This is a genomic window from Nocardia amikacinitolerans NBRC 108937 (assembly GCF_001612615.1).
GTDB lineage: Bacteria > Actinomycetota > Actinomycetes > Mycobacteriales > Mycobacteriaceae > Nocardia > Nocardia amikacinitolerans.
This window is the reverse complement of record NZ_BDAU01000022.1, coordinates 22,106-35,452: the sequence shown is the minus strand read 5'-3', so window position 1 is coordinate 35,452 and position 13,347 is coordinate 22,106. Positions and strand designations below refer to the sequence as shown.

Sequence of the window (13,347 nt, the reverse complement as noted above, 5' to 3'; positions counted from 1 at the left end):
GTCGCCCCGGCTGGGTCGGCGTCCGTGCGGAATCGATCACAGTAACGCTCGCCGGTCGAAGCGCGACGTGCTTGGTGACACATGGCCCGTCGGGGGGCCTGTCCACCTGTCGGTACTGGAATGGGATCGGGACATGGCTTTTCGCGAGTTCTTCGCGCGGCATCGCATCGCTTCGGCCGTTGCCGCACCAGCTGTTCTCGGCGTGGCGGCGATAGTCGCCGCGTCGTTCGCCATCAATTCACCGCCGCACACGGCGGATACACAGCTCAGGGCTTCGGTCACGGAGTGCCACGACATGGTGACCATCTCGGTCGCCGGTCGCGGCGACACTCCCACGGCGGGGACCACGAAGTTGCTGGTCGACGCCAACGGCAACGAGTTGCCCGCCGCGCTGGCCGGTGACCACAACAGCCGGTGGGTCGACCCGGTCGTGAACGCTCCGGCCGACGACGTCGAGCCCGGCTCCTACGCCGCGGTCTACATCGCCTATCCGGCGAACATGGCCACCTACGAGGACGCCGTCAACGCGGGCGTCGCGAACACCCAGCAGGTGATGCGGGAGATCGCGCAGGCCTGCCCGGACACCAAGTTCTCGATCGTCGGTTACAGCGAGGGCGCCGACGTGGTCCGCCGCGTGGCGATGAACATCGGGCACCAGGAGGAGGGCGATCCGGCGATCGTCGATCCGGACGACGTGCTCGGTGTCGTCATCCTCGCCGACTCGGGCCGCTCGGCCGGCGACGGGCCGTTCCCCGGCTCGAAAGATCCGTTCAGCAACCCGGACGGCTTCGACCAGCAGTATCAGGACGGCAGGACGCCGGTCTCGGGCCAGGGCGCGCTGCCCGGAACCAGCGGTGACTTCGGCAAGCTGAACGGCAAGATCGCGTCGTTCTGCTCCGAGGGCGACCTCACCTGCGCGGCTCCGGAGAACATCTCGCTGTTGCAGCTCGTGGTGAACGTGGGCAGGCAGATCAATGTCGACCAGCTCGAACGCGAAGGACTCAATCCGACCAACGGCATGGACGTCGCCGTCGTGCTCGGACAGATCGCGATGGCGGCGTTCGCGGACATCGCCTCGCAGCCGAACTGGATGGCGAGCGACGAGACCTTCCTCGAGGTCCTGCTGCGGGTCTCCGACCCCGAGTACAAGCCGGGTCAGCAGCCGAAGGAGCCCGCGAAGGCGGACTCGATCTCGACCGAGCAGATGTCGCCGCTGGCCTACCTGCCGCAGAAGGTGCTGAACGAGATCATCGGTCTCGTCGTGACCAACCAGAACACCATCCCGGTGATCATGAGCGACCCGTACAAGCTGACGCTCGGACCGGACCACACCGGCCACCACTTCGACTACTGGCGCGACGCCAACCCGGGCGAAGGCAGGCCGCTGACCTCCGCCGAGTACGCGGCCGCGTGGCTGACCCATCTGGCGAAGCAGGCGCAGGCGGGCGAGACGATCGACAAGTCCTCCGAGCCCGACGCCACCGATTTCGCCGCCGCGCGGGAGGCAGTGGAGTCGGCCACGAAGCCGAAGTCCGCCTCGACCACGACGACGACCTCGGCCGCGCCGACCACAACCACCACCGCGCCGACCACAACGTCGACGACGACCACCGTCGCACCGACGACCACGGCGCCGACCACAACGCCTCCGGCCACGTCCGAAACCTCCAGCACCACAACGGCTCCGGAGACCGCGAACCCGCAGGCGCGGACCTCGGTCGCGGCCCCCGCCCAAACCGTGGCGCCGGCCGAGCCCGTGACCCCGACCACCACCCAGCCGACCACAACCCAACCCACCACCACGACCCCGGCGCCGACCACCACGGCCACCCGGTAGCCCGGCGATGTCGGCGGCCACCGAACAGCCGCCGACATCTCCCGACAACGCCTTCACGATCACCGATCGTGAAGGCGTTGTGCGTTGTGAGCCAATCGCCCAGCCGCCACACAGGCAATCGACGCCTCGCATAGGCACCGGCTGTGTGAGGCGTGTGAAAGGTGTGTGGGATAGCGCGCCCGACCGCGGTCAGCGCGGTCCCGGGGCGAGTTCGCCGGTTGCAACGGTGGCGAAGTCGATTTGGCGGCGTGCGTTGGACAGAGCGGTCACCACGCAGGTGCCGACCGCTCCGGTGCGGTCGTAGAGGGTGGCGCTGCCGACAGAGATGCCATCGGCGGCGATGGTGTTGTCGGCGCGAAGCCCGAGTTCGTAGCCGATCGGGAGACGAGACAGCGATACGGTGACATCGGCGTTGATGTAGCCGGCGCCTTCGGATCCCCAGTGGCACACGTGGTTGGTGGCGTCGCCGAGAATCGCGGCCCGCTGAAACGGGGTGATCGGCTCACCGGCGACCAGTGGCGGCAGGCTGTGCCAGGAGACCTTGCGTTCGGCGTTCTGATTCGCCGCGAAGTCGGAAGTCCATTCGCGCTCACCGCTTTTGAACAACGGCGGCGAACCCTCCGGGGACACGCAGCCCTCCGGAGGCATCGGCAGGTCTTGGGTCGCACGCCACACCTGCCCTGGGGGCTCGGCGCCGGTGGCCAGGAAGACAACCGATGCCCGAGCACGCTCGTGGCCGTCTTGCACCATGGCGGCGTCGACGACGGCGATCCGTGAACCTCGCCGAACAACCCTGCTGCGCAGCTCGAACGGTGCGTTGGCCACAGGCTGGTACAGGTCCACTGTCAGCCGAGCCGGGACGAAGCCGTCGGGGCAGTGGGCCTCCACTTCACGAGCGAGCAGGCCACATACGCCGGTCCCGCTCAGCTTGGTCGGTGCCCACGGGCTGACCGCCAGCTTCTCAGCCACCAGCTGATCGCCTTGCCTGACAAAGAAACTCACCATTGCGCCGATTCCCCTCCGGACCGCCTACCCGACCCGAAGTGAAACACGTTACAGGTGCGAGGCGGACGCGGTCCGCACCAGCGGGTCGGCACGCTAGGGCGTGATGGCGTCGCCGACCGGGCGGAGCGACCCGAATCGGCGAGCCGTATCACTGCGCCACATAGGCATTCGACGCCTCGCATAGGCACCGGCTGTGTGAGGCGTGTGAAAGGTGTGTGGGACGCGCATGTGTGCCGCGATTGTGGGTGGCGCGTGCAGGTCGGCGTGGGTTCGCAGGGGGTTTGACGCCTCGCAGAGGTTGCAAGGTCTGCGAGGCGTGTAGCGGGGCTGCGAGGGTGGTGATGGGTCGGTGCGCGGGTTAGGACGGGATATGGGTGGGCGCTGGGCGGGATAGGCGTACGGTTCGCAGCGTTCGGAGCAGGCCTGGGCCGCTGCGCATTGGGATGTCGCGGGTGTTGAAGGCGTTGCGGCCCAGGGCAATCAAGATCGTGGCTAGCGTGGCGGAGGCGATCAGGGTCCAGGGGGAGACGGGTTCGGATGGAGTGCGGCCGACCCATTCCAGTGGGGAGAGGTTGCGGGTCCATTCGGGGAGGCGGAGGGTGTCGGCGAGGGTGGCGATCAGCGCTGCGCCGATGAAGGCTGCCCAGCTCGCGGACAACGCGGCGGGGCGAATGCCGTAGAGCGCCACGGCGAGTCCCAGGAGTACGAAGACGGACGGTAGGTACGAGAGTGTGGCGAGGGTCAGGCGCGGCACGGCCGAGGAATCCCCCACCGCCAGCGCGTCGCTCACGCCGAGTGCGAATCCGCTGACCGCGGCGACCACGACGGTGCCGCACGCGACGGTGAATACCTCGGCGGACAACCATCGCGACCTCGAAACCGGTCCGGCCAGCACGGGTTCCAGCCGATCGCCCGGCTCGTCCTCCGCGATCCGGCCGACCCCTTGCACCGCGAATCCGGCGACGATCAAGGCCAGCAGCACAACGACGAACGACAGGTACGCATCCGGATCGGCGCTGCCGCCGCCGAAGACGTCCTGGAGGGCGGCGTTGTCCGCCATCACGGTGCGGATCGCGTCGGCGAGCGCACCGAACGAAATGGCGACGAGCGCACCGATCACGCTCCACGCGACGATGCCGCCGCGATGCCTGCGCAGAGCGAAGCCCAACGGCCGCAGCAATATCGGTGCCGCCGATGTCGGTCCGCGACGGGCGGCGAGCACACCGGCGCCGTGGTCGCGCCGCCCCGCGATCCAGCAGGCCGCGCCGAAAAGCACCGCGGCGAAACCCGACGCCAGCAGCACCGGCCACCACCGCGCCGCACCGAACGGGCGCGCCTGCTCCGCCCAGCCGATCGGCGAAAGCCACACCAGCCCGTTGCCGCGCACGTCGCCGATACCGCGAAGCAGAAATGCCGCGATCAACACGGCGAGACAGATTCCGAGGACGTTTCGCGCCGACGCGACCACCTGCGCCGCCAACGCCGCGATCGCGGCGAAGCAGCAGCCGAGCGACAACAGCGCCACCGAATAGAGCAGGGCGCCAGGCAATTCCCGGCCCGCCATCAGCAAAGCGGCCACCATGGATACGGAAACCACCATCAGCGCGGAACCGGTCAGCACGACCGCCGCGGCGACTCCGGCGACCCGGCCGACGGATCCGGCACGCAGCAACTCCGCCCGCCCGGATTCCTCTTCGCGCCGCGTCATCCGCGCCACCAAATGAATTCCCATGAGCGGGAAGGCGAGTGCGCTCATGAACCCGAATTCGTACGCGATGACACCGCCGAGATCATCCAGTCCGTAAGGCCTGCCGTTGATCGCGAACAACGCCGTGCCCGATTCGGTGGCCGCCCGATAGCTCGCCAGCTCCTCCGGCGTGGAATACAGGCTGTCCAACGACCACACGGTCCCCGCGAAGACCGCCGCGAGTCCGAGTACCCAACAGAGAATCTGCTGACGGCTGCCGCGCAAGCCGACACCCGCCATCACCATGAATCCGCGCATCGCTACACCCCCACCGTCTCGACGTCGGCGGACGCGTAATTGCGCAGGAACAACTCGTCCAGGCTCGGCGGATTCGCGGTGATCGACACCAACCCCGCCGCGTGCAGCGCGCCGACCGCCGCCCCGACCTGCCCGGCGTCGACGCCGAACGAGACCGCGTACCCGGCGCCGTCACGCTCGATGCGCACGGCACTGACCTCGGGCACGTCGTCCAACCCCGGCGGCGCGGTCGTGACGGCGTGCACGTGAGTCGTTGTGTGACGGCGCAATTCGTCCAGCGTCCCCGTCGAGACCGTCCGTCCCCGCCGGATGATGCTGACCCGGTCGGCGAGCGCCTCGACCTCGGCGAGGATGTGGCTCGACAGCAGCACGGTGCAGCCCTCGCGCTTGCGTTCGGCCAGCGTCTGCTGGAACACCTGCTCCATCAGCGGGTCGAGGCCGGACGTCGGCTCGTCCAGGATCAGCAGCTCGCTGTCGCAGGCGAACGCCGCGACCAGCGCGACCTTCTGCCGGTTGCCCTTGGAGTAGTCCTGGCTCTTCTTTCCCGGATCCAGCTCGAACCGTTCGACGAGGGCGTCGCGGCGGGCGCGGTCGAACCCGCCGTGTGCGGCGGCGAGCACGTCGAGGCATTCCCCGCCGGTGAGACCGGGCCACAGCGAGACGTCACCGGGGACGTAGGCGATGCGGTCGTGCAGCCGCACGGCGTCGCGCCACGGATCGCCGCCGAGCAGGCGCGCGGTGCCGCCGCTGGACCGGATCAATCCGAGCAGGATCCGGATCGTGGTCGATTTGCCCGCGCCGTTCGGCCCGAGGAATCCGTGCACCTCGCCCGCCTCGACCCGCAGGTCGAGCCCGTCGAGGGCGGTGAAGTCGCCGAACCGCTTGCGCAGTCCGATCGTTTCGATGACGGCGTCGGCCATAGCCGCTCCCACCTTTCAGAATGTCAGTGTGTACCGATGGTACACACTGGAGGTGCGCACGACTAGGCCCTAGGATGTGTGCATGCCGCTCCCCCGCTTCACCCGGCTACCCGCCGACGAACAACGCCGCATCCTCGATGTCGCGCAGCGGATCTTCGCGGAGGACGGCGTGGAAACCGCCTCCTACAACCAGATCATCGCGGCGGCGGGCATCTCGAAATCCTCGGCGTACAACTACTTCGACGGCCGCGAAGACCTGCTCTACACCGCACTCGACGACGTCGCCGCCCGCCTGGCGGAGGTGCTCGGCACGTGGCGGCAGGTCGCGGACGACGCCGAGTTCTGGGCGCAGTTGAAGACCGTCGAGCAGCGGCTGCGCGCCCACATCGAAACGCACCCCGCCGACCTCGCGCTGATCGATCCGGCCTTCCTGCTGCGCGAGCAGGGCGCGTTCATGTCCTGGATCGCCGACTTCGTCACGAACGGGATCGCCATCGGACTCATCACCGTCGAGACCGACCGCAACCTCCTCGTCGCCGCCACCGCCGCCGTCCTTCGGGCGGTCGACGGCTGGGGCGCCGCCGAGATGAAGGCAGGCCGGACGCCCGACCCGGATCAGGCCTGGGTCCTTCTGCGCAACCTGTGGGGCACCCCGCGCACTTGACCCAACCGCGTACCGGTCAGGTTCGCCTATTCGGTTGCGATCGGCGGACGCTCGCGAAAGTCTTTGCCGCGCCGCCCTATTGCGCAATACACCGGCGTCGGAACCCAACGGAATCGACGTACCGAAATGACCGGTCGCCCAGCGAAATCGGATCTGTCGGATCATGGGATCACCCGCTAGGCTCCTCGTGGATCGAAAGCGAGCGAGAGCATGAAATCTGCGGCGACGGCTCGGGGGACGGCGCGATGAGCAAGCGCGGTTGGCTGCTGTTTCTGGCGATGGGCGTGATCTGGGGTGTGCCGTACGCGATGATCGCGGTCGCCGTCGAGGACTTCGACCCGGCGTTCGTCGCGTTCGGCCGGACGCTGATCGGCGGCCTGTTGCTGCTGCCGATCGCGCTGTACACCGACGCGCTGCGACCGGTCCTCCGACGCTGGCGACCGCTGCTGCTCTACACACTGGTGGAGATCTCGTGTCCGTGGTTCCTCATCGGATACGCCGAGACGACGCTCAACAGCTCCACCGTCGGCCTGCTGATCGCGGCGGTGCCGTTGATCGCGGTGCTGATCGTGTCCCGCCTCGGCCACGAAACGATGGACGCGCGAAGGCTTTTGGGCCTGGTCGTCGGCTTCGCGGGCGTCGCCGCGTTGGTCGGCCTCGACGTGGACCTGTCGAATCCGGCGGCGATCGGCGCCATCGTGCTGACCACCATCGGCTATGCCGTCGGCCCGATCGTCATCAACCGTTCGCTCGCGGATCTACCGCCGATGGGCGTGGTCACCGCCTCGCTGCTGCTCGCGGCGGTGCTCTACGCACCGTTCGCCGCGCTGCGCAGGCCCGAGCACTTCCCCGCGGATGCCTCGCTGTCGGTGCTGGGCCTCGCGATCGTCTGCACGGCGGCGGCGTTCCTGCTGTTCTTCGCGCTGATCGGCGAGGTCGGTCCGGCGCGCGCCACGGTGATCACCTACATCAACCCGGCGGTCGCGATCGTGCTCGGCGTGACGCTGCTGAACGAACCGCTGACCGCCGGGATGGCGATAGGATTCCCGCTGGTAGTGCTCGGATCGTTCCTCGGAACACGGCAGTCTCGCGCCGCCGCTCCGCAGGACGACCCCGCGCTCTCCGCGACGCCATGAGACACCTTTCGCGCAAAGGAGTTCCGGTTTGACCCATGCCGATGTCGACGCCACCCGCACGGCCTACGACGACATTGCCGAGCTCTACACCGGGCTCTTCCGTGGACATCTGGCGGCCCAGCCTTTCGACCGCGCCGTCCTCGGCGCGTTCGCGGAACGGCTGCGGGCCAATGGTTCCGGGCCGGTCGCCGACATCGGCTGCGGCCCCGGCCGAATCACCGGGCACCTCGAGTCGCTCGGCGTCCCGGTCTTCGGCATGGATCTCTCGCCGCGCATGATCGAACTGGCGCGCAACGAGTTTCCGGGCCTGCGCTTCGAGGTGGGATCGATGGAGGAACTCACCATCGAGGACAGCGCGTTGGCCGGACTCGTCGCCTGGTATTCGATCATCCACCTCCCGCCGGAGCGGGTGCCGCACGTGTTGAACGAGTTCTACCGGGTACTCCGGCCGGGAGGGCACGCACTGCTGGCATTCCAGGCGGCGGATGCCGCGGACACCGTACTCGCCTTCGACCACAAAGTGACTCGAGCCTACCGTTGGTCACCTGACCGGCTTGCCGGACTCGTACGCGAAGCGGGCTTCACGGAGATCGCCAGAATGGTCCGCGCGCCGGACCCCGACGAGCGGTTCGATCAGGCATACCTGATGGTTGCGAAGCCGGTGCGCTGATTCGGCGCACGCCCCCGGGTACCGCCGGGTAGGTTTGGTACGGGTGCGTAGGTTTCTGTGGTGCGTCCCACCCGACAACGTGGTCGATTGTTCATTGCACAAGATCTCCACCGTCGTCAGGGGGCGACTCATACATGGAATTCATCGCACCGGTTGATGCCGTGTTTCTGCTGGCCGAATCCCGCGAGCACCCGATGCACGTCGGCTCGCTACAGCTGTTCGAACCGCCGGAGGGGGCCGGTCCGGAGTTCGCAAGGGAGACGCACGAAAAGCTGTTGTCCTGCCGCGAGATTCACCCCACCTTCCGCAAGCGCCCGGCCAATCTGCTCGGCTCGCCACAGCTGGCCTGGACGCTGGAGGACGAGGTGGAGCTGGACTACCACGTCCGCCGCATCGCGCTGCCCGCCCCCGGCACCCACGAGCAGCTGCTCGAGCTGGCCTCCGGCCTGCACAGTTCGCTGCTCGACCGGCACCGTCCGCTGTGGGAAGTGCACCTGATCGAGGGTCTGAAGGACGGCCGCTTCGCACTCTATTCGAAGATGCACCACGGCTTGATCGACGGCGTCTCGGCACAGCGGCTGCTCCAGCGCACGTTGACCGACGACCCCACGTCGACCGAGGCGCGGGTGCCGTGGAACCTGCCCCGCTCGGGACGCAAGAAGGAGCCGTCGAATACCGGATTGCTCGGCGCGGCAAGAACTCTCGTCTCCGCCGCCGCTTCCGCCTCGCCGCTGCTCCGTGCGGCGCGCACCGCGCTGCGCGAACAGCAGGTGACGCTGCCGTTCGAGGCGCCGAAGACCATGTTCAACGTGCCCATCGGCGGCGCTCGGCGTTCGGTCGTTCGTTCCTGGCCGATGGAGCGGATCAAGCAGGTGCGCAAGGCGACCGGCACGACGATGAACGACGTGGTGCTCGCGATGTCGGCCGGCGCGCTGCGCACCTACCTCGCCGAGCGCGACGCGCTGCCGGACAAGCCGTTGATCGCCATGGTGCCGATGTCGCTGCGCACGCCGGACGACACCGAGACCAACGGCGTCAAGGTCGGCGCGCTGCTGTGCAACCTCGGCACCGATCTGGCCGACCCGATCGCCAGGCTGCGGACGGTGAGCGAGTCGATGCAGAAGAGCAAAGAGGTCTACAGCGAGCTCTCGCCCGTGCAGTCGATGGCGCTCTCGGCGCTGATGGTCAGCCCGATCGCGTTGAACCTGATCCCCGCGCTCATCCCGTGGACGAGCCCGCCGTTCAACATCGTCATCTCGAACGTGCCCGGCCCGCGCGAGCCGATGTATTGGAACGGCGCCCGGCTCGACGCCATCTACCCGCTCTCCATCCCGTTCGACGGCCAGGCCGTGAACATCACGCTCACCTCGAACGCCGACAATCTGGACTTCGGCCTGGTCGGCTGCCGCCGCAGCGTGCCGCAGCTGCACCGCATGCTCGACCACTTGGAGGGCGCGCTCGCGGAGCTGGAGAACGCGATCTAGCCCCGCCCGAGGAAGGGGTACCGCGACAAAACTAGAACGTGTTACTGTCGACCTATGGTGCCCCCACCGGTCGATGACGACGCCGCCGCGGCATGGCGATACCCGCGGTGTTCGGCGGATTCGGCCGGTCGGGGCGGCAGTCCGTCGCCCGCGAGGCGAAACCCGCGCGGCAACTATGTAACCCGTTCTAGAACGTCCGCGGCCGCTGCGATCCGGTCACGGCGTAGGTAAGGGAGACCAGCACCCGATGCGTACCGAAATCTGCGACCGGCTGGGGATCGAGTTCCCCATCTTCGCCTTCACCCACTGCCGCGACGTGGCGGCCGCGGTCAGCAATGCCGGTGGGCTCGGCGTCCTCGGCGCGGTGGGCTTCACCGCCGAACAGCTCGAGGTCGAGCTCGCCTGGCTGGACGAGCACGTCAACGGCGTGTACGGCGTCGACCTGGTGATTCCCTCCAAGTACGAGGGCAAGGGCATCGACGACCTGACCCCCGAGCAGCTGGAAGCCAAGCTCGGTGAGATGGTGCCCCAGGGCCACCGCGACTTCGCGGAGAAGATCCTGGCCGATCACGGCGTCCCGCGCCTGCCCGCAGAGGAGCATCACAACCAGCTGCTCGGCTGGACCGCGACCACGGTGGCCCCGCAGATCGAGGTCATCCTGAAGCACCCCAAGGCCAAGCTGGTCGCCAACGCGCTCGGCACGCCGCCCGCGGACGTGATCGAGCAGATCCAGGGCTCCGGCAGGTTGATCGGCGCGCTGTGCGGTTCGGTCAAGCACGCGCTCAACCACAAGGCCGCAGGCCTGGACTTCGTGGTCTGCCAGGGCACCGAGGGCGGCGGGCACTGCGGCGAGATCTCGTCCATGGTGCTCTGGCCGCAGGTCATCGACGCGATCGGCGATATGCCGATGCTGGCCGCAGGCGGCATCGGCGACGGCCGTCAGGTCGCGGCTGCCATGGCCATGGGCGCGGCGGGCGCGTGGACCGGCTCGCTGTGGCTGACGGTCGAGGAGGCCAACGTGCCGCCCGCGCAGATGCAGACCTACATCGACGCGAGCAGCCACGACACCGTGCGCTCGCGCTCGTGGACCGGCAAGCCGTGCCGCATGCTGCGCAACGACTGGACCGACGCGTGGGAGTCGGCCGACACCCCGGACCCGCTGCCGATGCCGCTGCAGATGATGGTGGCGCTGGACGGCGTCAAGCGCGGCCACCGGTACCCGGAGGCCGCGAAGGACGTCAACTTCAACCCGGTCGGTCAGGTGGTCGGCATGATGACCAAGGTGGAGCGCTCCGCCGACGTGGTCCAGCGGCTGATCAACGAGTACGTCGAGGCGTGCGACCGCCTCAACAAGCTCAACGGCTGATCACGCGGGCCATTCCGGCCAGCGCGCCGCCTTCTGTTCGAGCACCGGATCGGTGATGCCGCCCCAGCAGGCCAGCCGGTCGGCATCCCATCCGGCGAGCTCGGCGCCGTTGGCGTAGACGGATTGGAAGAACTCCAGTGCCGCGCCCACCGGGTCGGCGGTGCGGCGCGCGTCGTCGTAGGCGTAGTACGCGGAATGGCCGGAGCCGGAGGCGACCCAGCGCGCGCCCGCGGGCTTCAGCGCCCGGTCCGCGAGCCCGTCGGGCTCCGGCGCGACGTAGGAGTAGAAGGTCGGCTCGGGCACCTTGTCGTCGCCGAACCAGAATCCGGCGCTGATCACCTCGCGCGAATAGGCCTCGCGGGTAACGGAATCGACGGTCGCGGGCAGGTCGATCTGGCGCGGCGAGAACCGCTGCACCGCGAGATCGAAGGTGTGCCAGAACAGTTGGACCGGGCTGATCTTGCCGGAGTAGGTGGCGCTGAACTCCTCCAGTATTCGCCCGACCTGGCTCTGCACGCGAAACGCCCTGCGCGCCTTGTCCGGATCGTAGGCGGCGTGGTCGGTGTCCTCTTCGAACCACCGGTCGGAGTCGGGCAGGTCGAAGGGGTGCGGGTGCGGCATGACGACCTGGATGCCGAGGTCGCCGAGTCCACCCATCACGTCGGTGTAGAAGGAGGCGACGGACTGCTGGAGCAGGTCGATCTCCACCTCGACGCCACGATCGGTCGCGATGCGCAGCACGTGGTCGAAGAAGTCGAAGGAGCAGGTGAACACCGGTCCGTTGCGTGCGGTGCCGAGCGGAACGGTGGTCCAGCCCCGGGCGGTCAGCCGGAAGGTCATGTGCCACCAGTGGTTGCGGCGGATGCCCTTGGCCAGGGCGACCTTGCCGACCACCTGGGCGAAACGGTGCAGCGTGTCCTTGGTAGGACGCCAGGATTCCAGCGGTATGGCGGGCAGCGATTCTGCTGGCTCGGTCATGACGAAAACGGTACGACCGACTCCGGCAATTCGCTGGCAAATCGTTCGGTCGGCCTGCCCGCCCCACCCCGCGCACTTGTGCGGAGCCGGCGCACCGGCAGGCCGTGCTTTCCGTTGGTAGGCACTCCCCCGGAGATCCACACCACGAGTAGGCACACCCGCCCCCGCCAGTCCGATGACGGGACGGCCCGACGCCGTGCGCTGCGGCGCCGAGTCCGCGGGTCGCCGCGCGCTGTCGAGGATCCGGCCGCACCCATCACGCCTCCCCGTGATCGGACAGCGGCGGCGGTAGCCCCGAGCGCGTCGGCGACGCCGTCCAGCCAGACTCAGAATACCTGTCTCAGACGCAGTAAGCCGAGATACGTAATGAACAAGTGACCAAGTCGCCGAAGAGCCGCGAATCGCGCGACCGCCCGGAAGGGCTGGACTCAGACAGTCCGATTTGTACGTTTTCCCCGAATCAGGCGGTCGCCGCGTGCGCGTCCTCGACTTCGGCTTCCCCGCCGCCGAGCAGTTCCTCGAATCGCGCGATGACCTTGTCGTGGTACATCCCGAACAGGTCCTCGAACAGCGCGAGCTGCGCCTCCGACGGGCCCGAGCCGGATTCCCAGACCGCGACGAGCGCTCGCCACACCAGGACGTGCAGGTCGGCGGCGCCCGCGAAGTACGCCTCGATCGCCTCGGGCACCTCGAGCACCATCTCGCCGATGGTGTTCATGATCGCCCGCTGCATGCTCAGCCCGAGGGCGGTCAGCAAACGCCGGACCAGAGCGACCTCGATCGCCAGGATCTGGCGATAGTCCGGAACCTCCAGGCGGGCAAGGGCTTCCAGCTCGTCGATGGCCGCCTTCAGCTCGGCCGGGTCGATCTCCTGTTCGCTCGCGGTGTAGGCGAGCAACGCTTCCATGACGATGCCGCGCTGCACGTCGACGATGTCGTGGAACATCTGGATCGCGACGTCGGGCATCGGCACCGAGAAGCGGAACAGATGGCGGTACACGTCGAGGCCGCCCGCCTCCCGCACATCGCGAATGGTGAAACCCTTACCGCGACGCGCCTCGACGAATCCATACGATTCCAGCCTGCCCAAGGTCAACTGCGCGGTCGCGCGATTCATATCGAATTCTTCGGCGACCTGGCGGACCGACGGCATCAAATCCCCCGGCTGATATTCCCCCGCGGCAACCCGGCGCGCCAACTCGTCGGCAACGTCGGCGACTACCGTTTGGGATCCCATCGGATGCCACCTTTCGACTGTTTTCCCAATACGTCCCAGACAGTC

General features: G+C 68.1%; 11 protein-coding genes. 6 read left to right on the top strand and 5 right to left on the bottom strand.

Going from position 1 to position 13,347, the window contains the following annotated elements; translation table 11 throughout:
* The first annotated feature begins 133 nt into the window (after positions 1-133).
* On the top strand, positions 134-1,837 hold the full coding sequence (locus NAM01S_RS18070) for a cutinase family protein (protein WP_067786767.1): 1,704 nt from the start codon (positions 134-136) through the stop codon (positions 1,835-1,837).
* A gap of 189 nt (positions 1,838-2,026) precedes the next feature.
* Here NAM01S_RS18070 and NAM01S_RS18065 read toward each other — a convergent pair whose 3' ends face one another.
* The 3 genes from NAM01S_RS18065 to NAM01S_RS18055 form a co-directional block, all read right to left on the bottom strand.
* Complete coding sequence (locus tag NAM01S_RS18065) at positions 2,027-2,806, bottom strand: acyl-CoA thioesterase domain-containing protein (protein ID WP_253799341.1); 780 nt, start codon at positions 2,804-2,806, stop codon at positions 2,027-2,029.
* 394 nt (positions 2,807-3,200) lie between these two features.
* Positions 3,201-4,847 (bottom strand): ABC transporter permease, encoded by a 1,647-nt coding sequence (locus NAM01S_RS18060; protein WP_067786763.1) that lies wholly within the window; start codon positions 4,845-4,847, stop codon positions 3,201-3,203.
* 2 nt (positions 4,848-4,849) lie between these two features.
* Positions 4,850-5,767, bottom strand: coding sequence for an ABC transporter ATP-binding protein (locus NAM01S_RS18055; protein WP_067786761.1), 918 nt, complete (start codon positions 5,765-5,767; stop codon positions 4,850-4,852).
* Positions 5,768-5,849: 82 nt separating this feature from the next.
* Between NAM01S_RS18055 and NAM01S_RS18050 the strand changes: the two genes are divergently transcribed.
* The 5 genes from NAM01S_RS18050 to NAM01S_RS18030 all read left to right on the top strand — a co-directional run bounded on the left by NAM01S_RS18050 (position 5,850) and on the right by NAM01S_RS18030 (position 11,087).
* Positions 5,850-6,431 carry a TetR/AcrR family transcriptional regulator gene (locus NAM01S_RS18050; RefSeq protein ID WP_067786759.1) on the top strand — a complete coding sequence of 194 codons (582 nt, stop codon included), beginning with the start codon at positions 5,850-5,852 and terminating at the stop codon, positions 6,429-6,431.
* A gap of 245 nt (positions 6,432-6,676) precedes the next feature.
* Positions 6,677-7,567, top strand: a complete 891-nt coding sequence (locus NAM01S_RS18045) for a DMT family transporter (RefSeq protein WP_067786757.1) — start codon at positions 6,677-6,679, stop codon at positions 7,565-7,567.
* Between the two features lie 28 nt (positions 7,568-7,595).
* Positions 7,596-8,237 (top strand): class I SAM-dependent DNA methyltransferase, encoded by a 642-nt coding sequence (locus tag NAM01S_RS18040; protein WP_067786755.1) that lies wholly within the window; start codon positions 7,596-7,598, stop codon positions 8,235-8,237.
* Between the two features lie 134 nt (positions 8,238-8,371).
* Positions 8,372-9,721: a WS/DGAT/MGAT family O-acyltransferase gene (locus NAM01S_RS18035; protein ID WP_067786753.1), complete on the top strand. Its 1,350-nt coding sequence runs from the start codon at positions 8,372-8,374 to the stop codon at positions 9,719-9,721.
* 247 nt (positions 9,722-9,968) lie between these two features.
* Positions 9,969-11,087 (top strand): NAD(P)H-dependent flavin oxidoreductase, encoded by a 1,119-nt coding sequence (locus tag NAM01S_RS18030; RefSeq protein ID WP_067786751.1) that lies wholly within the window; start codon positions 9,969-9,971, stop codon positions 11,085-11,087.
* Here the strand turns inward: NAM01S_RS18030 and NAM01S_RS18025 are convergent, their stop codons facing one another.
* Positions 11,088-12,065, bottom strand: coding sequence for a DUF5996 family protein (locus NAM01S_RS18025; RefSeq protein WP_067786749.1), 978 nt, complete (start codon positions 12,063-12,065; stop codon positions 11,088-11,090).
* A 460-nt stretch (positions 12,066-12,525) separates the two neighbouring features.
* Positions 12,526-13,302 (bottom strand): FadR/GntR family transcriptional regulator, encoded by a 777-nt coding sequence (locus NAM01S_RS18020; protein WP_067786747.1) that lies wholly within the window; start codon positions 13,300-13,302, stop codon positions 12,526-12,528.
* Between the last annotated feature and the right edge of the window lie 45 nt (positions 13,303-13,347).